Source organism: Vogesella aquatica (assembly GCF_028548455.1).
Lineage (GTDB): Bacteria > Pseudomonadota > Gammaproteobacteria > Burkholderiales > Chromobacteriaceae > Vogesella > Vogesella aquatica.
This window is the reverse complement of record NZ_JAQQLF010000027.1, coordinates 15,597-41,682: the sequence shown is the minus strand read 5'-3', so window position 1 is coordinate 41,682 and position 26,086 is coordinate 15,597. Positions and strand designations below refer to the sequence as shown.

At 61.4% G+C, this 26,086-nt stretch carries 24 protein-coding genes; 15 read left to right on the top strand and 9 right to left on the bottom strand.

Annotated elements, in window-relative coordinates:
- Window positions 1-2 precede the first annotated feature (2 nt).
- From flhF to PQU95_RS16960, 4 genes are read left to right on the top strand one after another with little or no spacing between them, the layout of a single operon-like run.
- Window positions 3-1,448: a flagellar biosynthesis GTPase FlhF gene (gene flhF / locus PQU95_RS16975; RefSeq protein ID WP_272753105.1), complete on the top strand. Its 1,446-nt coding sequence runs from the start codon at window positions 3-5 to the stop codon at window positions 1,446-1,448.
- A gap of 2 nt (window positions 1,449-1,450) precedes the next feature.
- Window positions 1,451-2,311 carry a MinD/ParA family ATP-binding protein gene (locus PQU95_RS16970; protein ID WP_272753104.1) on the top strand — a complete coding sequence of 287 codons (861 nt, stop codon included), beginning with the start codon at window positions 1,451-1,453 and terminating at the stop codon, window positions 2,309-2,311.
- Window position 2,312: 1 nt separating this feature from the next.
- The gene (locus PQU95_RS16965) at window positions 2,313-3,056 is read left to right on the top strand and encodes an RNA polymerase sigma factor FliA (protein ID WP_272753103.1); all 744 of its coding nucleotides are present in this window, start codon (window positions 2,313-2,315) and stop codon (window positions 3,054-3,056) included.
- A gap of 19 nt (window positions 3,057-3,075) precedes the next feature.
- Window positions 3,076-3,825, top strand: a complete 750-nt coding sequence (locus PQU95_RS16960; RefSeq protein WP_272753102.1) for a flagellar motor protein — start codon at window positions 3,076-3,078, stop codon at window positions 3,823-3,825.
- Between the two features lie 69 nt (window positions 3,826-3,894).
- Here PQU95_RS16960 and PQU95_RS16955 read toward each other — a convergent pair whose 3' ends face one another.
- The 3 genes from PQU95_RS16955 to htpG form a co-directional block, all read right to left on the bottom strand.
- Window positions 3,895-5,289: an exonuclease domain-containing protein gene (locus PQU95_RS16955; RefSeq protein ID WP_272753101.1), complete on the bottom strand. Its 1,395-nt coding sequence runs from the start codon at window positions 5,287-5,289 to the stop codon at window positions 3,895-3,897.
- 76 nt (window positions 5,290-5,365) lie between these two features.
- Window positions 5,366-5,959: a 3'-5' exonuclease gene (locus tag PQU95_RS16950; RefSeq protein ID WP_272753100.1), complete on the bottom strand. Its 594-nt coding sequence runs from the start codon at window positions 5,957-5,959 to the stop codon at window positions 5,366-5,368.
- 154 nt (window positions 5,960-6,113) lie between these two features.
- A complete protein-coding gene (gene htpG, locus PQU95_RS16945; RefSeq protein ID WP_272753099.1) occupies window positions 6,114-8,018 on the bottom strand; it encodes a molecular chaperone HtpG in 1,905 nt (634 codons plus the stop codon).
- 199 nt (window positions 8,019-8,217) lie between these two features.
- On the opposite strand from htpG, the gene PQU95_RS16940 reads away from it, so the two are divergent.
- Together PQU95_RS16940 and PQU95_RS16935 are read left to right on the top strand one after the other, a co-directional pair.
- Window positions 8,218-9,747, top strand: a complete 1,530-nt coding sequence (locus tag PQU95_RS16940) for a sensor histidine kinase (protein WP_272753098.1) — start codon at window positions 8,218-8,220, stop codon at window positions 9,745-9,747.
- Window positions 9,748-9,756: 9 nt separating this feature from the next.
- Complete coding sequence (locus PQU95_RS16935; protein WP_272753097.1) at window positions 9,757-11,358, top strand: DUF3369 domain-containing protein; 1,602 nt, start codon at window positions 9,757-9,759, stop codon at window positions 11,356-11,358.
- 65 nt (window positions 11,359-11,423) lie between these two features.
- On the opposite strand, the gene adk is transcribed toward PQU95_RS16935, so the two are convergent.
- The 6 genes from adk to PQU95_RS16905 are packed head-to-tail and all read right to left on the bottom strand — an operon-like array spanning window position 11,424 to window position 15,091.
- On the bottom strand, window positions 11,424-12,080 hold the full coding sequence (gene adk, locus PQU95_RS16930) for an adenylate kinase (RefSeq protein WP_017506912.1): 657 nt from the start codon (window positions 12,078-12,080) through the stop codon (window positions 11,424-11,426).
- A 28-nt stretch (window positions 12,081-12,108) separates the two neighbouring features.
- Window positions 12,109-12,879 carry a 3-deoxy-manno-octulosonate cytidylyltransferase gene (gene kdsB, locus PQU95_RS16925; RefSeq protein WP_147692547.1) on the bottom strand — a complete coding sequence of 257 codons (771 nt, stop codon included), beginning with the start codon at window positions 12,877-12,879 and terminating at the stop codon, window positions 12,109-12,111.
- Window positions 12,876-13,058 (bottom strand): Trm112 family protein, encoded by a 183-nt coding sequence (locus PQU95_RS16920; RefSeq protein WP_017506910.1) that lies wholly within the window; start codon window positions 13,056-13,058, stop codon window positions 12,876-12,878. Before PQU95_RS16920 ends, kdsB begins: the two co-directional genes overlap by 4 nt.
- Window positions 13,039-14,013, bottom strand: coding sequence for a tetraacyldisaccharide 4'-kinase (gene lpxK, locus PQU95_RS16915; RefSeq protein WP_272753096.1), 975 nt, complete (start codon window positions 14,011-14,013; stop codon window positions 13,039-13,041). The genes PQU95_RS16920 and lpxK overlap by 20 nt, the downstream gene beginning before the upstream one ends.
- Window positions 14,014-14,051: 38 nt before the next feature.
- A complete protein-coding gene (locus PQU95_RS16910) occupies window positions 14,052-14,471 on the bottom strand; it encodes an ExbD/TolR family protein (protein ID WP_272753095.1) in 420 nt (139 codons plus the stop codon).
- Between the two features lie 8 nt (window positions 14,472-14,479).
- Window positions 14,480-15,091 carry a MotA/TolQ/ExbB proton channel family protein gene (locus PQU95_RS16905; protein WP_272753094.1) on the bottom strand — a complete coding sequence of 204 codons (612 nt, stop codon included), beginning with the start codon at window positions 15,089-15,091 and terminating at the stop codon, window positions 14,480-14,482.
- A gap of 365 nt (window positions 15,092-15,456) precedes the next feature.
- On the opposite strand from PQU95_RS16905, the gene xseA reads away from it, so the two are divergent.
- The 9 genes from xseA (at window position 15,457) to ppk1 (ending at window position 26,062) form a co-directional block, all read left to right on the top strand.
- Window positions 15,457-16,812 (top strand): exodeoxyribonuclease VII large subunit, encoded by a 1,356-nt coding sequence (xseA, locus tag PQU95_RS16900; protein WP_272753093.1) that lies wholly within the window; start codon window positions 15,457-15,459, stop codon window positions 16,810-16,812.
- A 97-nt stretch (window positions 16,813-16,909) separates the two neighbouring features.
- Window positions 16,910-17,359, top strand: coding sequence for a DUF4442 domain-containing protein (locus tag PQU95_RS16895; protein ID WP_272753092.1), 450 nt, complete (start codon window positions 16,910-16,912; stop codon window positions 17,357-17,359).
- Between the two features lie 144 nt (window positions 17,360-17,503).
- A complete protein-coding gene (gpmI, locus tag PQU95_RS16890; protein WP_272753091.1) occupies window positions 17,504-19,030 on the top strand; it encodes a 2,3-bisphosphoglycerate-independent phosphoglycerate mutase in 1,527 nt (508 codons plus the stop codon).
- Complete coding sequence (locus PQU95_RS16885) at window positions 19,027-20,328, top strand: murein hydrolase activator EnvC family protein (protein WP_272753090.1); 1,302 nt, start codon at window positions 19,027-19,029, stop codon at window positions 20,326-20,328. The genes gpmI and PQU95_RS16885 overlap by 4 nt, the downstream gene beginning before the upstream one ends.
- Before the next feature lie 20 nt (window positions 20,329-20,348).
- Window positions 20,349-21,737, top strand: a complete 1,389-nt coding sequence (locus PQU95_RS16880; RefSeq protein ID WP_272753089.1) for a S41 family peptidase — start codon at window positions 20,349-20,351, stop codon at window positions 21,735-21,737.
- Window positions 21,738-21,772: 35 nt separating this feature from the next.
- Window positions 21,773-22,162: a hypothetical protein gene (locus PQU95_RS16875; RefSeq protein WP_272753088.1), complete on the top strand. Its 390-nt coding sequence runs from the start codon at window positions 21,773-21,775 to the stop codon at window positions 22,160-22,162.
- A 100-nt stretch (window positions 22,163-22,262) separates the two neighbouring features.
- Window positions 22,263-23,576: an amino-acid N-acetyltransferase gene (argA, locus tag PQU95_RS16870; protein ID WP_272753087.1), complete on the top strand. Its 1,314-nt coding sequence runs from the start codon at window positions 22,263-22,265 to the stop codon at window positions 23,574-23,576.
- A gap of 98 nt (window positions 23,577-23,674) precedes the next feature.
- A complete protein-coding gene (locus tag PQU95_RS16865) occupies window positions 23,675-23,944 on the top strand; it encodes an oxidative damage protection protein (protein WP_026107604.1) in 270 nt (89 codons plus the stop codon).
- A gap of 60 nt (window positions 23,945-24,004) precedes the next feature.
- Complete coding sequence (ppk1, locus tag PQU95_RS16860; RefSeq protein ID WP_272753086.1) at window positions 24,005-26,062, top strand: polyphosphate kinase 1; 2,058 nt, start codon at window positions 24,005-24,007, stop codon at window positions 26,060-26,062.
- Window positions 26,063-26,086 lie beyond the last annotated feature (24 nt).

Here is a 26,086-nt window from a genome sequence, read left to right as displayed (position 1 = left end):
AGATGGTCGTCAGAAAGTTCTACGGCAAAACCACACGCGATGCACTGCGCCAGGTTCGGGAAGAGCTTGGCGCTGACGCGTTGATCCTGTCCAACCGTCCAACGTTGGGCGGCGGGGTAGAGATCATGGCCGTAGCCGACGCAGACGTATCTGCGCTGGCCACCACCCTCACCCCCCCGTCGCAGCCCAAGCCGCCGCGTAATGTGCCGCAACAGCCGGCCCCGGTCAGCCCGGCGCCGCAACAAGCAGCCAGCCCTGCGGTAAACCGTGCGCTGGCGCGTACCTACGCCATGCCGGTAGAGCCGCTGGAAGAACCACCGGCACCGCCGCCGCCCCCGCCGCCGCCAGAGCCGCCGCGGAACCAGCCACAACCGTTTCTGGAACACGTACAAGCCAGCTCGCGCCGCGCCGCGCCGCCGCCACAGCAAAGTGCGCAGCCCGCCGCTGCGGCCAACCCGCGCCGCGCCGCGCCCGCGCAGGACGAGCCGGACCGCGAGCAAATGGCGCAAGAGCTCAAGCAGATCAGTGACGAGATCAAACAGCTGCGCAGCCTGCTGCAAAGCCAGCTGGCCGGCTTTGCCTGGTCTGATATGGAACAACGCACGCCCAACCGCACCGAGCTGTTCCGCCACCTGCTCACCGCCGGCTTCAGCTCGGCGCTGATCCGCCAGCTCACGCAAAAGCTGCCACCGCAGTACGACGGCGACGTGGCGCAAAAGTGGGCGCGCTCGGCGCTGATCCACAACCTGAAGTGCATGGACCCGCTGCACGACCCGATCGAGGCCGGTGGCATCTATGCCCTGGTAGGCCCGACAGGCGTGGGCAAGACCACCACCGTGGCCAAGTTGGCCGCACGCGCCACCATGCGCTACGGCGCGCAAAGCGTGGCGCTGATCACCACCGACACCTACCGTATCGGTGCGCAAGACCAGCTGCGCATTTACGGCAAGATTCTGGGCGTACCGGTGTTTTCGGTACAAAACGAAGGCGACCTGCAATTGACGCTGGCCGACCTGACGCCGCGCAAAGTGATACTGATCGACACTGTGGGCATGGGTCAGCGCGACGCCAGGGTACAAACCCAGCTGGACATGTTCAACCAGGCCGGCCGCCCGGTACAGCGCCTGTTGTTGCTGGCGGCCAACGCCGACGGCCACACGCTGGAAGACGTGGTACGCCACTACAAGGGCGATGGCCTGACCGGTGCGATTGTGTCCAAGATTGACGAAGCACTCACCCTGGGCCCTAGCCTGGACGTGGTTATCCGCAACCGCCTGCGCCTGTTCTATGTCACCAACGGCCAGCGTGTACCGGAAGACATCCACGCCGCCCACGCCGAGCTGCTGATAGACCGCGCCCTGCGGGCCGCACAAAATAATTCGCCCTTTAACCCTGCCGGTGACGAAATGGCCATCATGAACGCCGCACAATCCGGCTGGCTGGGGTAAGCATGAGCGATCAAGCCTCCAGCCTGCGCCTGCAGCGCGCCCAAGCCGACTACCCGCCCAGCTTTGCCTTTATCGGCGGCGAAGGCAGCGGTGTCAGCACATTGGTGGGCGAGCTGGCCGCCAGCCTGGCCCTGCGCGGTGGCCGCCCGCTATTGATAGAACACCAGCCGGGCCATCAGCAGGCACGCCGCCTGGGCCTGCCCGCCACCGGCACCTTTGCCAGCCTGGCCATCAGCCTGGGCGGCATCAACGAACTGATGGTGGCCAACCGCTACGGGCTCAACCTGATCAACCTGGCTGCCAGTAGTGAAGAGCGCACGCGCCTGTCGCCACGGCTGTGGCGCCGGCTGGCACACGAGTTTGCCTCGGTCGAAGCCGATAGCAGCGTGCTGTTGATCGACTGCCCCAATATCAGCGACGACCCGGCACCGGCGTGCATCGCCGATAATCTGGTACTGGTGCTGAGCCCGGACGCCGACAGCCTGACCCAAGGCTACGCCAGCCTGAAAAGGTTGGCCGCAGACTACGCGCGCCGCCGGTTCAATATTCTGGTAAACCGTGCGCAGGATTTTGAAGAAGCCCAAGCTGTATTCAACCGCCTCAATAGCGTGGCCGGTGACTACCTGTCGGTCGCACTACGCTGGGTGGGTTTTGTCCCGGCCGATAGCACGGTGCGCAAAAGCCAGACCCTGCGCCGCCCGACGGTAGAAGCGTTTGCCGAATGCGAGGCTGCGCTGGCCTATAGCCAGCTGGCCGACATGCTGCCGCGCTGGCACGCGCCCGATCAGAGCGCCCCGCGCAACAGCTATCTGGAGCACCTACTCATGACAACCAAATCGCTAGCAGACTTGACAGGGTCCTGACATGGCAGCTCACCATAAAATGCGGGCCTACGCCCAGGTGGCGGATAATCGCCCGGCCATACAGATCGAACAATACACGCCGCTGGTAAAAAAACTGGCCAGCATGCTGGTAGCCCGCCTGCCGGCCAGCGTGGATATCAACGACCTGATCCAGGTCGGCGTGATCGGCCTGATGGAGGCGGCAAAACAGTTCGACCCGGCACAGGGCGTGCAGTTTGAAACCTTTGCCAGCCAGCGTATCCGTGGTGCCATGCTGGACGAGCTGCGCCGCGAAGACTGGATGCCGCGCCAGACACGCCGCAACAGCCGCCAGATCGAAGACGCCATCCACAAACTGGAGCAACAGCTGGGGCGCGCGCCCATCGAAAGCGAAATTGCCGGGCACATGCAGCTGCCGCTGGACGAGTACCAATCCATGCTGGGCGAGTGTCGTGGCATCGGGGTAGTGCACTTTGAAGACTTCCAGGACGACGAGGGTAACGCCACGCACAGCATCGACAATATTGCCGACGAAAACGGTATAGAACCGTCGGCCGTGCTCAGTGACGACGCCTTCCGCAACGCACTGGTCGACGCCATCAAGCTGCTGCCGGAGCGTGACCAGCTGGTGATGAGCCTGTATTACGAGCAGGAGCTGAACCTGAAAGAAATCGGTGCCGTGCTGGGTGTTTCCGAATCCCGTGTGTGCCAGCTGCACAGCCAGGCCGTCACCCGCCTGCGCAGCCGCCTGCGCGAGTGGACCTGAACCTTAACGAAAGCCAATCTTGGACAAGATCAGTATTGTTGCCGTACTGGGTGGGCTCACCGCCATCCTGGCAGGCCAGGCGCTCGAAGGCGGCCACCTTGGCTCCCTGCTGCAGCTCACGGCATTTCTTATCGTGATCGGCGGTACCGCCAGTGCCGTGATGCTGCAAAGCACGCCCAAACAGTTTGTTACCGGCCTGCGCATGGTGCGCTGGGTATTCAGCCCGCCACCGTTCGAGTACGACAAGCAGATCCGCGAAATCGTGAACTGGAGCCAGACCAGCCGCCGCGGTGGCCTGCTGGCACTGGAAAGCTTCCTGAATGGCCAGAAAGACCCGTTCAACAAGAAGGCCCTGCAGATGCTGGTAGATGGTGGCGAGCCGCAAAGCATACGCGAAGTGCTGGAAACCGACATCGACAGCCACGAACATGGCCGCAAGCAGGCCGCCAAGATCTGGGAATCTGCGGGCGGCTACTCCCCTACCATGGGTATTCTGGGCGCGGTACTGGGCCTGATCCACGTGATGGAAAACCTGTCCGACCCCTCCAAGCTGGGCGGTGGTATTGCCGTGGCCTTTGTCGCCACCGTGTACGGCGTAGGTGTAGCCAACCTGCTGTTCCTGCCGATGGCCACCAAACTCAAGCACCTTATCCGCCTGGAAAGCACCGCCAAAGAGCTGGTGATGGAAGGCGTCGTGGCTATTGCCAACGGCGAAAACCCGCGCCTGATCGAAGCCCGCCTGCGCAGCCTGGCCAGCATCAACGACTAAGGGCTAGCGCCCCGGTGCATGTAAAAACGCCACCTTACGGTGGCGTTTTGCTTGGTACTAGCCGCCAGCTCAAGCCAGCTCGCGCAGCTCGGTGTTGTCCATGGGCTTTTTGATGAGCGCGGCCAGCAGCTTGTAGGTATCCACATCAAAGCGTGGCGCCCCCTGCGGAGCGGCCTGCTCGCTACGACGGCTGCCCAGGTAACACCAGCGCTCGAACAGATGCTCCTCCCACTCGCCGCTCACCGGGTCGGTTTCGCGCACTGCAATCATGCCCGCGTAAGGCCAGCTTTTCAGTTTGACCTTACCCAGCGCATGCAGCAGACGGATATTGTGGTCGGCCGCATCCTCGCGCCCGATACACGCGCCTTTGCAGCGGCCGATCTGGTAGGCAAAGCAGGCGCCCTTGCGCGCGCCACGCTTTTCCAGCTGCAAGCAGGTCTGGCACAGGCCGTTGGCTTCGCACAGCTCGCCTAGTGCCTTCTTGGCCTCTTTCTGGGTGCGGAACAAACCGTAAATGGCATCCAGACGGGAAAAGTCCACATCGCGTGCGTACACGATGCGCGGCAACAGAAAACCATCCGCCCCCTCGGCCAACTGCAAGGTGCACAGCTCTTGCTCCAGCCGGCCACGCTGGTTGTGCAGCGGCTTTTTGTCTTTGATCAGCTGCAACTCCAGCAGCAGTGCGCCGAATTCGCCAATGGTTTCTACCCACTCCACGTGGCAGATTTCCTGGCTGATGCGCATTTCCTTGTGCTGGCGATGGTCACCACTGAAGTGCGACAACACGCGCGTGCGCAGGTTGACGCTCTTGCCCACGTACAGCGGCAGGCGTTTCTCGTCAAAAAACAGGTAGACACCCGGCACATCAGGCAGATTGTCCACTACTTCAGGGTCCAGGCCCGGCGGCACCGACGGCAGCGCCATCAGCTCGCGCGCGGCGTCTTCCACCACGCCCTGCCCCAGGCTGGCCGTGGTCTGGCGTAGAAACTGGTACACCGCCTCGGCGTCGGCCAACGCACGGTGCCGCTCGGCCAGCACAATGCCGTGGCGGGCGATGATGCTGTCCAGGTTGTGCTTGTAGTGCTGCGGGTAGAGGCGGCGCGACAGCTTGACGGTGCACAGCACGTCGCTGCGAAAGCTCAGCCCCACCCGCTTGAACTCGTTCTTCAGAAAGCCGTAGTCAAAGCGTACGTTATGCGCAATGAACAGCCTGCCCTGCAGCTTTTCCAGCAGTGCCGGGGCGATATCGGCAAACGGCGGCGCGGTGGCCACCATGTCGTTGCTGATACCGGTCATCTGTTCGATGAAAGCAGGAATGGTCTGCCCGGGGTTCACCAGAAAGTCGAAACGCTCGACGTGTTCGCCATCCACCAGGATGACCCCCACCTCGGTGACGCGGTCACGGGTGATATGGCCACCGGTGGTTTCCAGATCCACAATGGCGCAAGCTTGCTCAAACAGCATGAAAATACTCAGGAAAATCAGGGATCAAGCCCGCGCCACGCGCGGGACGGGCAGACTAACACAGCACCACGGCAGGTCAAGTACCCTGTAGCGCCTGCCATACACGCCAGGCCACCCAGGCATCGTTGGCCGCATACAGCTGCTGCGCCTCGGATAGCGCGCGCAGCGACCAGTTGGACGTGGACTGCTTTTTCGACTTGCGGAAATACTGGCCAAACAGCTGGGCCACGGCCTGCACCGCGCCAATGGTCAGGCGCTTGTCCTCGCACTGGAACAGATTGCCCAGGTCCAGCAAGTTCAGGTCGGTCACGCCAAAGCGGTTTTTCAGATGGGCACGATCCGAGCTCAGGTCAAAGCCTGCCAGCGTCAGACCCGGGCGCGACAGTAGCGCGGCCAGCGGTGCCGGCATCGGGCCTTCGCCCAGCGGAAACAGCCAGCCATGGTCGGCACTGGCCAGCTGCACCAAATGCGGCCCGGTAGGCTTCTGGCCCTTGTGAAAGGTTGGCCGCGACTCGGTATCAAAACCCAGCACGTCGTGGGCCTGCAGTGCGGCTACGGCAGCCTGCAAGCCGGCCTCGTCCTGCACCAGGGTGATCTGAGACAGCGTTAAACCGGTAAACGGCGGCAGTGCCTTGATTTCGTCTTTGGGGAGATGGCGGGTAATCTTCATGGCCGTAACAGTACCAAAGCACGGCAGGCTTTGACCACGAAAACTACCATAAAATCGATAAATCAAGCCCGCGCACGGTTTGCCAGTGCACTTCCTGCCCTGGCCAAAAAACAAAAAGCCGCCCAACCGGGCGGCTTGCGGCCAACTATTACGCTCAGGCAGACAGCTCCAGCATCAGCTTGTTGATGCGCTTCACGAATGCAGCCGGGTCTTCCAGCTTGCCGCCTTCGGCCAGTAGCGCCTGGTCGTACAGCACATTGGCCAGGTCTTCGCGGCGGCCATCGTCAGCCTCGCTAGCCAGACGTTTGACCAGCACGTGCTCGGGATTGATTTCCAGCGTCGGCTTGGCACCTTCCGGCACCGGCTGGCCGGCGGCTTTCAGCATGCGTTCCAGGTGGGCGCTCATGTCCTGCTCGCCTACCACCAGGCAGGCCGGGCTGTCGGTCAGGCGGGCAGTAGCACGTACGTCCTTCACGCGCTGGCCCAAGGCTTTTTGTACCAGCTCTACCACCGGTTTGGCGGCTGCTTCTACCTGCTTCTGCGCTTCCTTGTCGGCTTCGTCTTCCAGCGCGCCCAGGTCCAGCGCGCCTTTGGCCACCGACTGCAGCTTCTTGCCGTCGAACTCGGAGAGCGAGCCGGTGACCCACTCGTCCACGCGGTCAGTCAGTAGCAGTACTTCCACACCCTTCTTCTTGAACACTTCCAGGTGCGGGCTGTTGCGCGCAGCGGACAGGGTGTCGGCGGTAATGTAGTAGATCTTGTCCTGACCTTCTTTCATGCGGCCCAGGTAGTCAGCCAGCGATACGGCAGGTACGTCGTCTTCGCTCGCGGTGGAGACAAAGCGCAGCAGCTTGGCGATGCGGTCTTTGTTGCCAAAGTCTTCACCCACGCCTTCTTTCAGCACCTGGCCAAACTCTTTCCAGAAGTCGGCGTATTTTTCCGGCTGGTTGGCCGCCAGATCATCCAGCAGGCCCAGCACTTTCTTCACGCAACCGGCGCGGATGGCATCGATATCTTTGGATTCCTGCAGGATCTCACGCGATACGTTCAGCGGCAGGTCGTTGCTGTCGATGACGCCACGCACGAAGCGCAGGTACTGCGGCATCAGCTTGTTGCTGTCTTCCATGATGAACACGCGGCGCACGTACAGTTTCACGCCCTGCTTGCGGTCGCGGTCCCACATGTCGAACGGCGCGCGCGACGGGATGTACAGCAGCTCGGTGTATTCCTGACGGCCTTCGACACGGGCGTGGCTCCAGGCCAGCGGGTCGGTGAAGTCGTGGGCAACGTGCTTGTAAAACTCTTTGTACTGCTCTTCGGTAATGTCGTTCTTGCTGCGGGCCCACAGTGCAGAGGCTTCGTTGACGGTTTCAAAGTCATCGCTGACGATGACTTCGCCGTTTTCGCCGTAGCTGTTGCCCTTTTTCATCTCGATGGGGATAGAGATGTGGTCGGAGTAAGTCCGTACGATGCGCTTGAGCGACCAGTCGTTGAGGAACTCCTCGTTGCCCTCTTTCAGGTGCAGCACGACTTCGGTACCGCGGCCGGCTTTTTCTACCTGCTCCAGCGTGAAGTCGCCCTCACCTGCCGACTCCCAGCGCACGCCTTCACTGGCCGCAGCGCCGGCACGGCGGGTAGTGAGCGTGACCTTGTCGGCTACGATAAAGGCAGAGTAGAAGCCCACGCCGAACTGGCCGATCAGGTTGGCGTCTTTTTTGGCGTCGCCAGATAGCTGCTCGAAGAAGGCCTTGGTACCCGACTTGGCGATGGTACCGATGTTGGCGATCACTTCGTCACGGCTCATGCCGATGCCGTTATCGGCAATGGTGATGGTCTTGGCATCGCTATCTACCGCGATGCGGATTTTCAGATCAGGATCGCTCTCGAACAAGGCCGCATTGTTCAGGCCTTCGAAACGCAGCTTGTCGGCCGCATCGCTGGCATTGGAAACCAGCTCACGCAGGAAGATCTCCTTGTTGGAATACAGGGAGTGGATCATCAGCTTCAAAAGCTGTTTGACTTCGGTCTGAAAACCCAGGGTTTCTTTCTGTGCGCTCATAGTGTCTATCTGTGAGGTTAACAACGGTAAACTCTAAATAAGGCCGTCAGCGGCAATTTCAATACCATGCTGGCCGTCATGCCATTGCAGCATTTTGGACACGTTAGCAAGAACACTTGGCCTGCCTCGCAGGATTCCGCATAAAGCTATAAAAGCGTAGCGTAATATGAAGTAGCCCACTGATGAATGGAAAGCTGCCATGCATAGCATCAAGGCAAGACTGCTGATCTGGATCCTGTTTGCCCTGCTACTGGTGCTGGGTGCAACCGGCCTGGTCTCCTATCGCAGTACGCAGGCACAAGAGGAGCAAGACTATCTGGCACTGAAAGACGGCCTGAAGCAGCGGCTCGCCCTGTCGCTGCCACATGGTGTCTGGCAGCTGGATGACGAGTTCATCCGCCTCACACTGGATGCGGAGCTGGAGTCCATGGCCGTATTGGGCATGCGCGTCGAGGGGGACGCCGGCCTCTACCTGGGCCGCCAGAATCTGCCCGATGGCCGCGTGGTGAACCTGAAAAAAGACGAGCAGATCAAGAGCGACGAAACCTTGGTCTTACCCGTGCTCTACCAGCAGCGCGACAACCTGGGCTCGATCACGGTTTACCTGTCACGCGCGCGGATCAATAACCGCCTGGAAAGCGAGCTGCTGCGCCAGGGCATGCAAGCACTACTGGTGGCGGTAAGCCTGTCCATCATTCTGGTTCTGCTGCTACGCAGCTACGTATTCTCGCCCATCAAAGAACTGCACGTCGCGCTGCTGCGGGCATCACAACTGGAAAGCAATGAAAGCATCCTGCTGCCCGAGGCACAGTTTTCCGAATTTTCCGAGCTGGTGCATGGCGTCAACGCCATTACCCAGAAAGTGAGCAAGGAGCTGGAGCGCCGCCGCGATGCCGAATCCTATGCCCTGGAAGAAAAGGAACGCGCCGAAGGCGCCTACCAGCAACTGGTAGAAACCCAGGACACGCTGATCCGCACCGAAAAACTGGCCTCGCTTGGCGGGCTGGTAGCCGGAGTGGCACATGAAATCAACACGCCGGTAGGCATTACCCTGACGGCAGCATCGCATTTGTCGCTCTCCACCCAGCAAATTGTCAGCCAGTTTTCCAGCGGGCAAATCAGGAAAAGCGAGCTGCAGGACTATCTGCACACCGCCGAAGAATCGTCGGCGCTGATCCTGAGCAATGCCGAGCGTGCGGCCAACCTGATTCACAGCTTCAAACAAGTGGCAGTAGACCAGACCAGCGAGGCGCGCCGCACCTTCGATATGAACGAATATCTGCACGAGGTCATTACCAGCCTGCGACCCAAATTGCGCCGCACGCATACACAGGTAGAAATCGACTGCCCGGCAGGGCTGGACATGGACAGCTATCCCGGTGCACTGTCCCAGGTGGTGACAAACCTGGTGATGAATGCGCTATTGCATGCCTATGATGAAGAGCAAGAAGGCACTATTCTGATAAAGGCCGACGCCATCTCATCGCAAAAAGTACGGCTTGTCGTCAGCGACGATGGGAACGGGATACCCAAGGCCAACCTGGAGCGTATTTTCGAGCCTTTCTTTACCACCAAGCGTGGCAATGGCGGCAGTGGCTTGGGGCTACACATCGTATTCAACATCGTTTTCAAACGCCTGGGGGGCAATATCAATGTGGATAGCATGGTGGGTGAGGGGACCCGCTTTACATTGACCCTGCCCTGCGTGGCACCAGAACAACAAGCGTAAGGAACCAGTATGAGCGAGCTCACCGACAACAACGACTGGCTGCTGGACGACCAGGACACCCCGCAACCGGACACCCCGCTGCGCCGGCCGTGGAATGTACTGATCATCGATGATGAAAAAGACGTACATAGCGCCACCCGGCTAGCCATCAAGGACCTGCGCTACAAAGAACGCCCGCTGGCACTACTGAGTGCCTACAGCGCAGCAGAAGGCTACCGTATTCTGCAACAGCAGCCCGACATTGCCCTGATCCTGCTGGATGTGGTGATGGAAACAGACGATGCCGGCCTGCGCCTGGTCGAGCGCATCCGCAACGAGCTGGGCAATACCGTATCACGTATCGTATTGCGCACCGGCCAGCCAGGCCAGGCACCCGAGCAGGAAGTCATCCTCAATTACGATATCAACGACTACAAAACCAAAACCGAGCTGACGGTACAAAAGCTGTTTACCACCGTCATCGCCTCGCTGCGTGCCTATGAAAACCTGGTCGCCATCGAAAAAAACCGCCAGGGCCTGTCCAAAATACTGGAGGGGGCCAGCGACTTGTACCGGCTACGTTCACTCAAAGAGTTTGCTTCCGGGGTACTCAAACAGATCAGTGCCATTCTGGATGTGGGCACCGATGGCGTGCTGTGCATGGAAAACACCCATCACGGAGGCCGGCCGGAGCTGGAAGTGCTGGCCGCCACCGGCGCATTCGAATCGCTGTTGAACAAGAACGATAGCGCCATTGCCCTGCAGTTCCCCGAGCTGCACACCGCCATAAAAGAAGCCCTGGCCAACAAGAGCAATGTGTACCGCCACCCGCTGGACATCCTGTATATCTCGTCGCAGAACGGGCGTGAATTTGTGGTGCACTTCTCGCCGCCATGGCCGCTGGAAGACGTGGAACGCAGCCTGCTGGAGGTGTACTGCCAGCGCATTTCGTCTGCCTATGACAATCTGTACCTGTACTCGCAGCTGATCAGCTCGCAGGAAGCCACGGTGGTGGCGCTGGCCGATCTGGCAGAATTCCGCGATACCGATACCGGCGAGCACGTATTGCGGGTGCAGCTGCTCAGTGACGCCATCGCCACCGAGCTACTGCGCATGGGTGTGTACGAGAAAGACCTCACCCCACGCTTCATGGACATGATAGGCATGGCCAGCATCCTGCACGATGTAGGCAAGGTTGGCACACCCGACCATATCCTGTTCAAGCCCGGCCGGCTGGACCCGGAAGAGCGCCGTATCATGGAGCAGCACGCCACCATTGGTGCCAATATCCTGCGCAAGGCCAGTACCATGGTGGAAGGCGTGAGCTACCTGTCCATGGGGGCCGATATTGCCGGTGGGCATCACGAGTACTTTGACGGCAGCGGCTACCCGCACCAGCTCAAAGGACAGGATATTCCGCTATCGGCGCGTATCGTGGCGGTGGTGGATGTATTCGATGCCCTGCTGCACAAGCGCCCGTACAAGGAGCCATGGCCGCTGCACGAGGTACTGGACTACATCGCTGACCGCACCAGTACCCAGTTCGACCCGCATGTGGTCAACGCACTACTGCAGCTGGTTAAGGAAAAGCGCCTGCCGGCACCGTTACTGGGCCCGCTGGAAAACAGCTAAGCGGGCGACAGGCATGAAAAAAGGCGGGGAGCTCCCCGCCTTTTCTTATGGCAATTCGCGCTGGATCAGGCGCCCAGTGCCGCCAGTACGGTATCGCGTACCGACTCTACCGCCTGGGTACCGTCGATCTTCACGTACTTCGGTGCCTTGGCATCGCCGGAGGCGGCCATTTGCGAGTAGAAACCCACCAGCACTTCGGTTTGCTCGTGATACACGTCCAGGCGTTTTTTCACGGTCTCGGCTTTGTCATCGTCACGCTGTACCAGCGGCTCGCCGGTTTCGTCGTCCACGCCTTCCGCTTTTGGCGGGTTGTATTTTACGTGGTAGGTACGGCCGGAAGCCACGTGTACGCGGCGGCCCGACATGCGGTCGATGATGTTTGCGTCCGGTACGTCGATTTCGACTACGTAATCGATATCCACGCCGGCTTCCTTCATGGCTTCGGCTTGCGGGATGGTGCGCGGGAAACCATCAAACAGGAAACCGTTTGCGCAGTCCGCTTCGGCGATACGCTCCTTCACCAGGCCGATAATGATGTCGTCGCGTACCAGGCCACCTGCGTCCATGATCTGTTTCGCTTCCACACCCAGCGGGGTGCCGGCTTTGACGGCTGCGCGCAGCATGTCGCCGGTGGAGATTTGCGGAATACCAAACTTTTCCTTGATGTAGTTTGCCTGGGTGCCTTTACCAGCGCCCGGAGCGCCCAACAGAATCAACTTCATCGTTTACTCCCATCATTCACTTGTTGTGTTATTCGGAAAGGTTGGCCGCAACGATGGCTCGCACGCGGGCCAGGTCTTCCGGCGTATCCACGCCGGCTGGCGGCGCGTCGGCCACACATTCAACCGCAATGTCAAAACCGTGCCACAGCATGCGTAGCTGTTCCAGCGCCTCGAACTGCTCTAGCGGCGCGGGGGCCAGCTGGCTGTAGGTATGCAGCAGGCTGGCACGGTAGGCATACATGCCGATGTGGCGGTACACCGGCAGGCCGGCCGGCAGGGTGCTGCGGTCGGCTGCGAAGGCGTCGCGGGCAAACGGGATGGCGGCACGGCTGAAATACAGTGCCCGCCCCTGCTTGTTTACCACGACCTTCACCACGTTCGGGTTGAACATGTCTTCTGCGCTATGGATGGCGTGCGCCAGCGTGGCCATGGGCAGCGCGCCATCCTGCATTTGTGCGGCCAGGGCGTCGATCAGCGCCGGGTCAATCAGCGGCTCGTCGCCCTGCACGTTGACCACCACCGCATTGTCTGGCAATGCCAGCAAGCTGGCCACTTCGGCCAGGCGGTCGGTACCGCTAGGGTGATCGGCGCGGGTCAGTACCACCTCCACGCCGTGCGCGCGGCAGGCGTCCACTATGCGCGGGTGGTCGGTGGCCACGATCACGCGGCTGGCAGCCGACTGCGCGGCGCGCTCGGCCACGCGTACCACCATCGGTTTACCGCCGATATCGGCCAGCGGCTTTTCCGGCAGGCGGCTGGACGACAGCCGCGCCGGAATCACCACCAGGAAGCCGCTCATTGCACTTCTTCCTCGGGAGCCAGCTCGCGGGCTTCGCTTTCCAGCATCATGGGGATGCCGTCACGGATAGGGTAAGCCAGGCGGTCGCCCTTGCAGATCAGCTCCTGCTTGGCTTTGTCCAGTTGCAGCGGGCCTTTGCACAGCGGGCAAACCAGAATCTCAAGAAATTTTGCGTCCATTTGTTTCTTTCAGTCGGGACAGTATCCACGGGGCCAGATCGGGCTCCAGCCGCGCGGCCACGGGCAGAATCCATAGTCTAGCATGATTGACGCACTGCAACTTGACCGCGTCCTTGGCGGTCACAATCACGGCGTCGGCGTCTTGCGGCAGGTCGGCTGCTGCTAGCGGGTGGTGGTCTGGCAGGGCAATGCTGCGCTGCAAGGTCACACCCAGGCGCTGCAGGGTGTCAAAAAAGCGCTGCGGGTTGCCGATACCAGCCAGCGCCACGACGCGCTCAGCGGCAAAGTCCTGCGCCTGGCGGGTCTCCGCCGGGTTGGCCGCACGGTAAAACGCGCTCGGCGCCAAGCGCTGGCAAAAACAGGGCACCCCCGGCGGCAACGATAGCCGGCTGGCGTCGCCACCATTCACCACGATGGCATCCACGCTGCGCAAACGCGCTGCAGGCTCGCGCAAGGGGCCTGCCGGCAGCAGGTGGCCATTACCCAGCCCGCGCTCGCCATCCAGCACCACAATTTCCAGTGCCCGCCCCAAAGCGTAGTGTTGCAAACCATCATCGCTCAGGATCAGGTCCAGGTGCGGGTGCTGCTGCAACAGCAGCCGGGCGGCAGCAATACGGTCACGCCCTACCGCTACCGGCGCGCCCGTGGCGGCCAACAGTAGCGGCTCGTCGCCGACCAGGCTGGCCGGCGTCCGGGCAGACACCAGCGTGGGCGCGGTATGGCTACCACCGTAACCGCGGCTGATCACCCCGACCTTGACCCCCAAGGCAGCAAAGTCGCGCAGCAGGCTCTCGGTCAGCGGCGTCTTGCCGACACCGCCCACATTGATATTACCGATGATGACCACCGGCACCGGCAAGGTGGTGACGCTTTTCAGGCCGCAGCGATATAGCAGCCGGCGCAGTGCGGCCAACAGGGCAAACAGCCCTTCAGGCAAGGCCAGAAGGGCTGTCATCCACCAGACCGGGCGGTACCAGTGCTGTTCCAGCCGGCTCACGGCGCCACCGACTGGGTAGAGAAGGTCAGCTGGCTCAGCCCGGCAAAGCGCGCGGCCTCCATCACCGACACCACGGACTGGTGCGTAGCCTGCGCATCGGCGCTGATGATCACCACCGGGTTCTGCTTGCCGCTGGACAGCGTTTTCAGCAGCGTACTCAGTGCCGCTACCGACTTGTCTGCCGGGCGGCTACCGTTTACGCGGTACTCCCCATCCCGGCTCACCTCTACACGCAGCTCGGCGCTTTTCTTCTCTTCTGCCTTGCCTTCGGCCTGCGGCAGGCTGACTTGCAGCTCGGAAAAGCGCGAGTAGGTGGTGGTCACCATCAGGAAGATCAGGATGACCAGTAGCAGGTCGATCAGCGGGATAAAGTTGATTTCCGGCTCTTCACGCTGGCCACGACGTCGAAAATTCATGCCTGCTCCTAGTCGCCGTGACGGTCGCCGTGAATGGCTTCAACCAGGCGCACCGCCTGGGCTTCCATTTCCACCAGAAAATCATCCACGCGGGCGCGGAAGTAGCGGTAGAAGATCATGCTGGGAATCGCCACTACCAGGCCAAATGCGGTGTTGTACAGTGCCACCGAAATACCATGCGCCAGCACACGCGGGTCGGTGCCGGTAGGCGATTGCGAACCGAAGATCTCGATCATGCCGATCACGGTGCCCAGCAGCCCCAGCAGTGGCGACATGGCGGCAATGGTACCCAGCGTAGAGAGGTAGCGCTCCAGTTCGTGTGCCACAATGCGGCCTTCGTCCTCGATGGCCTCCTTCATGACGTCACGCGACGCGTTCACCTGGCGCAGCCCGGCAGCCAGCAAGCGGCCCAAGGGCGAATGCCCGCGCAGTTCGGCAACCATGTCGCGGCTGGCACCACCACGGCGTAGCTGCTGCAGGGTTTGCGCCAGCAGCCCTTTTGGCACCACCAGCGCGGCGCGCAGGCTATAAAAGCGTTCGATGGTGATAGTGAGGGAGATAATGGAAGCAATGATGATGGTCCAGATCGGCCAGCCAGCGGCTTCAATAATAGACAGCACGAGGGGATTCTCCCTTGATTGAGCAAGCGTTAAACTTTATCGGGTAGGCGGCAGCGGTGCAACACGATTGCATCACCGCCTGCGGATGAGACATTGTCCCAAGTTCTGGCGCTAAGTGTCGATTTTTTCTAGGCTTTTACCAAACATCCACAAAAGCTGTGGATAACCCTGTGGATGAAGCTGGTGCAACGGCCTATACCCTTGTAAAAACAAGCCTGCTGCCATATTGCACACAAATTACGCCACCACTGTAAGTCATTGTTTTAACAAGTTTTTGATTTTTTCAATTTACCCCGCCGCACGCTGCATGCATAAGCAATCAGCCTGCTTTTGTTTTACCGCCCTCTGTGGATGACTTGACAAGCATGTTTTTCGGCGCATCACAAAACGACGTCATCAGCGTCAGCTCTCTGAACCGTATGGCCCGCGACCTGCTGGAGAGCGGCCTGCCACCCATGTGGATAGGCGGCGAAATTTCCAACCTGACACTGGCCGCTTCCGGCCATGGCTATTTCTCGCTGAAAGATGCCGGAGCGCAAGTACGCTGCGTGATGTTCCGTAACAAGTTGGCCGCATTGGGTTTTCGCCTGCAAGAAGGCATGCAGGTAGAGCTGCGCGGCACGGTAACCTTGTACGAAGCAAGGGGCGATTACCAGATCAACGTTGACAGCATGCGCTCGGCCGGCCTGGGCCGCCTGTACGAAGCGTACGAGCGGCTGAAGGCGCAACTGGAAAAAGAAGGATTGTTCGACAATCAGCGCAAGCAAGCGCTGCCCGATCACCCGCGCCGCGTGGGTGTCGTCACCTCCCCCGCCGCCGCCGCCCTGCGCGACGTGGTTACCACGCTGCGCCGGCGCATGCCGTCCATCGAGGTAATTCTCTACCCCTGCCAGGTACAGGGCCAGACTGCAGCGCAGCAGATTGCCGCCGCCATTGCTGCGGCCAACCAGCGCCAGGAGGTAGACGTGCTGATCGTATGCCGTGGCGGCGGCAGTATCGAAGACCTGTGGGCGTTTAACGAAGAGCCCGTCGCCCGCGCCATTGCCGCCAGTACCCTGCCCGTGGTCAGCGGTGTGGGGCACGAAACCGACTTTACCATTGCCGACTTTGTCGCCGACCGCCGCGCCCCTACCCCCACCGCGGCCGCCGAGATGGTATCGCCCAGCCGTGAGGCTATGCAGCAGAACCTGGACCTGACACGCCGCCACCTGGCACGCGCCCTGGGCCGCCTGCTCACCGACAAAAGCCAGCGCCTGGACTACCTGGCGCGACGCCTGCAGCACCCGGGCGAGAAACTGCGCCGCCAGCAAGCCAGCCTGCAGCAGCTGCAAACCCGCCTGCAACGCAGCCTGCAACAAGGCCTGCAGCAACGGGGCTGGCGCATTGGCAGCCTGCAGCACCGCCTGCAACGGCAGCGGCCCGATATCCGCCGCCAGCAAGCCGGGCTACAGCACCAGGCACAAGCCCTGCAGGCCACCATCCACCAGCGCCTGGCACACAGCAGGCTGGCGCTGGGCCGGCTGGAAGCCACCCTGCTGGCCATGAACCCGGAAGCGGTACTGGCGCGTGGCTACGCCATCGTGCAAAACGCCGCCGGCCAGGTGGTACGCTCGCCAGGCGAGCTGCAATTGGGCGAACAGGTACAGATCCACCTGGCCGAGGGCATCACCGGCGCGCGCATCGAACCCCTGCACGGCACGCAGAGCGAACTCCCCTTCTAAGCACTTGGCCACCCGACCGGCGGCCAGGTGCTTGACGCCCTTTGGCAAATTGCCGACGATGGCATGATTCAAACAACCGTTTCACAACACACACATCATGAACCATCGCCTGGCCAAAACCGTCTTCAACTTGTGGCCCCCGTTCTGGGGCGCCGGCATCAAGGTAGCCCGCATCGCGCCAGACTGGAAACAGGTAGAAGTACGCCTGCGCCTGGGCCTGACCAACCGCAACTACGTGGGGGTGCACTTTGGTGGCAGCCTGTACGCCATGACCGACCCCTTTTTCATGCTGATGACGCTGAAGAACCTGGGCAACGATTACATCGTGTGGGATAAAGCCGGCCGCGTAGACTACGTCAAGCCAGGCAAGGGTGTGGTGAGCGCCCGTTTCCAGCTGCACGACAGCTGGCTGGACGAAGTCCGCCACGCCACCGCCAGCGGTGACAAATACCTGCCCGAGCTGGAAGTAGACGTGATCGACAGCCAGGGCGAGCTGGTAGCCAAGGTGCACAAGACGCTATACATCCGGCGCAAGAAAAACCGTTAAACCCGGCAGTGTGTAACGTGGCGGCTACCAACAGCCGTGCGGCTCGGCGCTGACAGGCAAGGCGCGATACAATACTATCCCTGTCAGACAGCTATGCAGCCCGGCCTGCATACCCCACCCGATATTTGCCCGCACGGAAGACATATGAGCAAGGTAACGCCCGTTCTACTGCTGATTCTTGACGGCTTCGGCCACCGCCTGGAAGGCGACGATAACGCCATTCTGGCGGCCAACACCCCGCACTGGGATGCGCTGAAAGCACGCTACCCCTACGGCACCATCGACGCCTCCGAACACAACGTCGGCCTGCCCGGCGGCCAGTTCGGCAACTCGGAAGTCGGCCACCTCAATATCGGCGCGGGCCGCATCGTGCAGCAGGACATCAGCCGCATCGATTGTGATATCGAAGCCGGCAGCTTTGCCAGCAACCCGGTTCTGTCACAAGCCATAGCTACCGCCAAGGCCAACGGCAGCACCCTGCACCTGATGGGTCTGCAGTCCGACGGCGGCGTACACAGCCACGAAAACCATATTTTTGCGCTGATCCGCGCCGCCGAAGCGGCCGGGGTTGGCCGCATCGCCGTGCACGCCTTCCTGGATGGCCGCGACACGCCGCCGCGTAGCGCCGAAATCTACCTGCAACGCCTGCAGGACGTGCTGGCCGACTGCCCGCACGCCCGCGTAGCCAGCGTCAGCGGCCGCTACTGGGCCATGGATCGCGACAAGCGCTGGGAACGCATGGAAGGCGCCTACCGCGCCGTGGTGGAAGGCGAAGGCGAATTCCACGCCGATACTGCCCTGCAAGCACTGGCCGACGCCTACGCCCGCGACGAGAACGACGAATTCGTCAAACCCACCGTGATCGGCGAGCCGCTCAAGATGCTGGATGGCGACGTGGCCGTATTCATGAACTTCCGCGCCGACCGCGCCCGCCAGCTCACCAGCGCGCTCACCGACCCGGCTTTCGACGGCTTTGCCGTGCGCCAGCCCAAGTTTGCGCTGTACACCAGCCTCACCAGCTACGGCGAAGCCTACAAGCACCCGGTGGCCTACGCGCCGCAGAAAATCAGCAATGGCCTGGGCGAGTACCTGGCAGGCCTGGGGCTGAAACAGCTGCGTATTGCCGAAACCGAGAAATACCCGCACGTCACCTACTTCTTCAACGGTGGCGAAGAGCAGGTGTACCCGGGCGAGGACCGCATCCTGGTGCCGTCGCCCAAAGTCGCCACCTACGACCTGCAGCCGGAAATGAACGCGCCGGAAGTCACTGACAAGATCGTGGCCGCCATCGAAAGCGGCCAGTACGCCGCCATCATCTGCAACTACGCCAACGGCGACATGGTCGGTCACTCCGGTGTATTCGATGCTGCGGTGAAAGCCGTAGAAGCGCTGGACAGCTGTGTACAACGCTGCGTGGACGCCATGCTGGCAGCCGGTGGCGAAGTACTGATCACCGCCGACCACGGCAACTGCGAGCAGATGTTCGATAACGCCAACCACCAGCCGCACACCCAGCACACCCTGCAAAAAGTGCCGTTCCTGTACGTTGGCCGCACGGCTAGCATCAAGGATGGCGGTGCGCTGCGTGATATCGCCCCATCGCTGCTGGCCATGATGGGCATTGAACAACCGGCCGAAATGACCGGCCAATCGCTGATCGAGTTCCAGTGAAAAAGCTGCTGTGCCTGACCCTGCTGGCAGGGGCCGTCCACGCGGCCCCTGCCAGCAAACCGCTGGATCCTGCTGCCCCGCAGCAGGATCTGCAAAGCGTGCGCAAAGCCATTACCACCCTGCAGCAAGACATTGCGCAGAAAGAAGCCGCACGCCAGCAAACCGCCAGTGCCATCGCACAATCGGAAGAAGCACTGGAAGCTACCCACGAAGCGCTGAACGCGCTAGAGCAGAAACAGGGCAGCTCCAGCAACCAGCTGGAGCAGTATCAGGCCGAGCTCTTGGGCATCCGCATGAAGGTAGCCGAAACGCGGCAGCGCGTGGGCAAGCTGCTGGCCAGCACCTACAAGCGTGGCCAGCACGACGCCATGAACCTGATGCTGAACCAGGGCGACCCGAACCAGGCCAGCCGCGACCTGACCTACTACACCCATATTTCGCGCGCGCAGCAGGAACTCATCGCCAAGCTGCGCGACCAAGAAATTCAGCTGCAGGCCATTACCGAGCGCCTGGAAGACGAGCTGGTGCGCCTGGGCCGCATGTCGGCCGAAAAAGTGCAGCAAAAGCGCCGCATAGAAGCCGCCAAGAACCAGCGCCAGGTGCAAGTCAGCCAGCTCGACGCGAGCATCCGCGCCCAGCAGACCCGGCTGCAGCAACTGAAAGAAGACGAAAAACAGCTGACGGTGCTGATTGCGCGCATTAATGCCGAAATCGAGCGCCGTCGCCAGGAAGCCATCAAGAAAGCCGCCGCCGCCAAAAAGGCACGCGAAGAAGCCGCCAGGTTGGCCGCAGAAAAGCGCCGCCAGCAGGTAGCCGAGGCCAAAAAGCAAGGCAAGAAACCGCCACCAGAGCCCAAAGCCCCCCCGGTAGAGCGGGTAGACGAGGTGGTAGATGGCAGTGCCTCCGGCCGTGCCTTCAAGAGCCTGCAAGGCCGCATGAAGCTGCCGGTATCCGGTGAGATTGCCGGCCGCTTTGGCGCGGCACGCGGTGAAGGCAATAGCTGGAAAGGCCTGTACATCCGCACCGCCCCTGGTACGCCAGTGCGCGTTGTCGCCGATGGCACCGTGGTTTATGCTGACTGGCTGCGTGGCTTCGGCAACGCCATGATTATCGACCACGGTGGAAACTACCTCACCGTGTATACCGGCTTCTCGGCCATGGCCCGTGGTAACGGCGCCGGCGTGAAGGCGGGTGACGTACTGGGTACCAGCGGCACGATGGAAAGCGGCGAAACCGGCCTTTACTTCGAGCTGCGCTATCTGGGCAGACCCATCAATCCACAATCCTGGGCCCGTTAGGCCAGGCGAGACACTGGACCATGACCACACCACGTACACGCAAGATTGCCCTGCTCACCACCGGTGCACTGCTGGGCGGTGCACTGACCCTCAGCGTGCAAGCCTTCGCCGACAAAGGCGACAGCGTGCTGCCGCTGAATGAAATGCGTACCTTTGTCGAAGTATTTGGCCGCATCAAGCAGGACTACGTCGAGCCGGTAGAAGACAAGAAACTGATCAACGAAGCCATCAAGGGCATGCTGTCCGGCCTGGACCCGCACTCGGATTACTTTGATCCGCAGGCCTTCAAGGAATTCCGCGAAGGCACGCAGGGCGAGTTTGGCGGCCTGGGTATCGAAATCGGCGCAGAAGACGGCCTGGTCAAAGTGGTGGCACCTATCGAAGACACCCCGGCGCAGAAAGCCGGCATCAAGAGCGGTGACCTGATCGTGAAGATCGACGACACCCCGGTGCGCGGCCTGTCGCTGAACGATGCGGTAAAACGCATGCGCGGCAAGCCGGGCACCAAGGTGACCCTGACCATCGCCCGCAAAACCGAATCCAAGCCACTGGTGTTCACGCTGACCCGTGCCGTGATCCAGACCAAGAGCGTGAAATCGCGTCTGCTGGAGCCGGGCTTCGGCTACGTGCGTGTGGCCCAGTTCCAGGAACACACGGTAGAAAACTTCGCCCAGGCGTTGGGTAATCTGTACAAGGAAAACAAGGCGCCGCTCAAAGGTATCGTGCTGGATCTGCGCGACGACCCGGGCGGCCTGCTGAACGGTGCGGTAGGCGTCTCCACCGCCTTCCTGCCCAAGGACGCGCTGGTGGTGTACACCGAAGGCCGTGTCGCCGACGCGCAAATGCGCCTGTACGCCAACAGCAAGTACTACATGCGCGGCAATGCCGCCGACTACTACGCCAAAGCCCCGGCCGAGCTGAAAAACGTGCCGCTGGTGGTGCTGGTAAACGGCGGCTCGGCCTCGGCTTCCGAAATCGTGGCCGGCGCCCTGCAAGACCACAAACGCGCGCTGATTGTCGGCACGCAAACCTTCGGCAAAGGCTCGGTGCAGTCGGTACTGCCGCTATCCAACGAAGGTGGCATCAAGCTGACCACGGCGCGCTACTTTACGCCTAGCGGCCGCTCCATCCAGGCCAAAGGCATTACGCCGGACATCATTGCCGAAGATGGCAGCGAAGCCAGCGGCCTGCGTATCCGCGAAGCCGACCTGGAAAAACACCTGAGCAACCCGGCAGGTGAAGATGCCGCCCCGGCCGCCAAGCCTGCCGCCAGCAAAGCCGCCACACCGGCAGCCAAGCCGGCAGCCAAAGCCGCGGACGATGACAGCAAGCCGGTTGACAGCCAGCTCAATCAAGCCTTGAATGTATTGAAAGTACAGCAAATCCTGCTGAAAAAGGCAGGTAACTAGCGGGCATGCATGGCGTGCCCTGTCAGGGGTACGCCATGCCGGGCACCGACCACTTCAAATGCCGCACGCTCAGGCTGGCCAAGCCGGAGCAGACCCACCGTGCGGCCAAGCTGCTGGCCGAGGCTTTCGGCATTCGTACCCGCGCCGATGCGCAAAGCGGCCACCTCACCCTGCTATACACCCTGCCGCAGCACTCGCTGTTACAGCTGGTGCACCATCTGGAACAAGCCGGCATCGCCCTGGCCCGCCACCCCATCCACCGCCTGCAGTGCCAGCTAGCCTGCTACTGCGAGCAAGTGCAGCTCGATAACCTGCAGTGCCCCCCGCACGCTACCAAAGGGCGCGAGGCTTTTTCACACATCTACCAGCAGCACCCGCACGGCGACCGTGACGACACCCCCGAGGAGCTGCGGCTGGAAAAATAGCTTGCGGCCAACCCTGGCGGATGTAACACGGCCGCCATATCAGCCTGCCGGCATTCCTGCTAATCTTGCGTTTTTCCGGCCTCTGCTGTTGGAGCTGTGCATGCTGCATCCCGATTTTGTGCTGGCGTTCCGTGAAGCCGCACCCTACATCAACAATTTTCGCGGCAAGACCTTTGTCATTGCCATCAATGGCGAATGCCTGGCACGCGGCAACCTGTACGGCCTGGCGCAAGACATCAACCTGCTGGTCAGCCTGGGGGTGCGCATTGTGCTGGTGCACGGTGCCCGCCCGCAGATCGAAGAACAGCTGCGTCTGCGTGGCACGCCGCGCCAGTTTCACCATGGCCGCCGCGTAACCGACGCACTCACCATGGAAGCGGTCAAGTCGGCGGTAGGCGGCTTGCGCCACGACCTGGAAGCCTTCATGTCCATGGGCATGCCCAATTCCCCCATGCACGGTGCCTGCCTGCGCGTAGCCGGTGGCAACTTTGTCACCGCCCAGCCGCTGGGCGTGATCGATGGCGTGGACATGCAGTTCAGCGGCCGCGTGCGCAAGATCGACACCGCCGCCATCAACAAGCGCCTAGACCTGGGCGAGCTGGTGCTGATGTCGCTGATCGGCTACTCGCCCACCGGTGAAGCGTTCAACATGACCATGGAAGAAGTGGCCTGCCAGACCGCCATCGAACTGAAAGCGGAAAAGCTGATTTTCATGGTGCAAAGCGATGGTCTGGTAGACGCCGACGGCGTGCTGCACAGTGCCATCGCCGCCGAGCAGGCCGAGGCGATTTTCCAGCGCGGCATCGATAGTGAAGAAGTACGCGTGAGCCTGCCCTACGCCATCCGCGCCACGCGCGAAGGGGTGGTGCGCTCGCACCTGGTGAGCCACAACGAAGACGGCGCGCTGCTGGTAGAGCTGTTTACCGACTTTGGCACCGGCACCATGATCGCGCGTGACTCGCTGGTGAAAGTACGCGAGGCCAGCATAGAAGACGTGGGCGATATCCTGGCGCTGATCCGCCCGCTGCAAGAGCAAGGCATCCTGATCAAGCGCAGCCGCGAACACCTGGAAATGCAGATACGCCAGTACGCGGTACTGGAACACGACGAGCGCATTTACGGCTGCGTGGCCATGCTGCCGTTCCACGAAGACGGCATGGCCGAGCTGGCCTGCCTGGCCATCAGCCAGGAGCGCCGCAACGCCGGTTTTGGCGACCGCCTGCTGAAATACGTGGAAGAGCAAGCCCGGCTGTGCGGCCTGAAAAAAGTGTTCATTCTCACCACGCAAACGGCACACTGGTTTGCCGAACGTGGCTTCCAGCCGGCTACCGTGGACGATCTGCCCGCGGTGCGGCGTGAGCTGTATAACCATAACCGCCGCTCCAAAGTGCTGATCAAGCCACTGGCGGCTTGATCTGGCGCAGCATCCACACTGCGCGCACGGTTGGTTACCCGTCATCTCTGTGACACAATTACTGGCTATCGTGTCTCAACTATTGCAAGGAATGCATCATGGCAAGAATGGTCAACTGCGTTAAGCTCGGTCGCGAAGCCGAAGGTATGGATTTCCCGCCCCTGCCCGGCGCGCTGGGTCAGCGTGTTTTCGCCGACGTTTCCAAAGAAGCCTGGCAAGGCTGGCTGCGTTACCAGACCATGCTGATCAACGAAAACCGCCTGAGCCTGGCCGATGCCCGCGCCCGCCAGTACCTGGCCGCGCAGCTGGAAGCCTACTTCTACGGCCAGGGTGCCGACCAGGTTGCCGGCTTCACCCCGCAGCCGTAACAGGACAGCCCTCTTTCGAGGGCTTTTTTTGCCTCACCCTTTATCAAAGAAGCATTAATCATGTCCATGCCACACGACAATCTGCTAAACCGCGAGCTGGGTTTGCTCGAATTCAACCGCCGCGTCATGGCGCAAGCGGAAGAAGAATACCTGCCCATCCTGGAGCGGTTGAAGTACCTGTGCATCGTTTCGTCCAATATGGACGAGTTCTACGAAGTACGCGTGGCCTGGCTGAAAGATGCTGCACAAAACACTCCGGAACGCATCCTGGCAGATGGCAGCACCCCGGCCGAAGCGCTGGCCAAGGTATCGGCAGCGGCACACGAGCTGGTGCGCGAACAATACCGCCTGCTGCGCGAGGAAATCTTCCCTGCGCTGCGTGCCGACAACATCATTTTCCTGCGCCGTAACGAGTGGGACGCCGCGCAAAAAGCGTGGATCAGCGACTATTTCTTCCGCGAGCTGATGCCCATCCTCACGCCTATCGGCCTGGACCCGTCGCACCCCTTCCCGCGCCTGCTCAACAAGAGCCTGAACTTTATCGTGGAGCTGGAAGGCGCCGACGCCTTTGGCCGCGAATCCGGCATCGCCATCGTGCAAGCCCCGCGCATCCTGCCGCGCGTCATCAAGCTGCCGGCAGAGTTGGCCGCAGACGGCGCCGATACCTTTGTGTTCCTGTCGTCCATCCTGCACTCGCACGTGCAGGAGCTGTTCCCCGGCATGCTGGTGAAAGGCTGCTACCAGTTCCGCGTCACGCGTGACAGTGATTTGTCGGTAGACGATGACGACGTGAAAAACCTGCGTACCGCACTGCAGGGCGAGCTGCGCCAGCGCCAGTACGGCGATGCCGTACGCCTGGAAATTGCCGATACCTGCCCGGCGCACATGGAAGAATTCCTGTTGCACACTTTTGCCCTGCAAAAGCACGACGTGTTCCGCGTGGACGGCCCGGTGAACCTGGTGCGCCTGATGCAGGTGCCCGACTTTGTCGACCGCCCGGAAACCAAGTTCGCCCCGTTCCAGGCTTCGCTACCGGATATCCTGGAAAAGAAAACCCCGCTGTTTGACGCCATCCGCAAGGGCGACATACTGCTGCACCACCCGTTCCAGACCTTCCAGCCGGTGATCGACCTGCTCACCCAGGCCGCCAGCGACCCGGCCGTGGTCGCCATCAAGATGACGGTATACCGTACCGGCACCGACTCGGTACTGATGGAATCGCTGATTGCCGCCGCCCGCGCCGGCAAACAGGTGACCGTGGTGGTAGAGCTGATGGCACGCTTTGACGAAGAAGCCAATATCAGCTGGGCCACCCGCCTGGAAGACGCCGGTGCCCACGTGGTATACGGCGTATTCGGCTACAAGATCCACGCCAAGATGCTGCTTGTGGTGCGACGCGAAGAAGGCCAGCTGCGCCGCTACGTGCACCTGGGCACCGGTAACTACCACCCGCGAACCGCCCGCCTGTACACCGACTTTGGCCTGATGACCTGCAACGAGGAAATCGCCACCGACGTGAACGACCTGTTCGTGCAGATTACCGGCCTGGGCCGCGCCGGCGAGCTCAAGCACCTGTACCAGTCGCCGTTCACGCTGCACAACATGATCACCACGGCGATCGACCGCGAAATCGAGCACGCCCAGGCCGGCAAACCGGCGCAGATCATTGCCAAGATGAACGCGCTGCTGGAACCGCAAGTCATCCGTGCGCTGTACCGCGCCAGCCAGGCCGGGGTGAAAATCACCCTGATCGTGCGTGGCGTATGTGCGCTGCGCCCTGGCGTAGAAGGGCTGTCGGAAAACATCTCGGTGCGCTCCATCGTTGGCCGCTTCCTGGAACACACCCGCGTGTTCTACTTCTACAACGACAAGGCAGAAAACCTGTTCATTTCCAGCGCCGACTGGATGGGTCGCAACTTCTTCCGCCGCATCGAGACCTGCGTGCCGATTCTGGACACCAAGCTCAAGCGCCGCGTGATCCGCGAAGGCTTGAAGGTGTATCTGGAAGACAACACCAACGCCTGGGAAATGCAGCAGGATGGCAGCTACCGCCGCCGTGTAGCCCGTGGTAAAGGCCGCTGCGCGCAGGATATGCTGCTGCAGGAATACACCGGCTAAGGCCCGCTAAAGGTTGGCCGCATA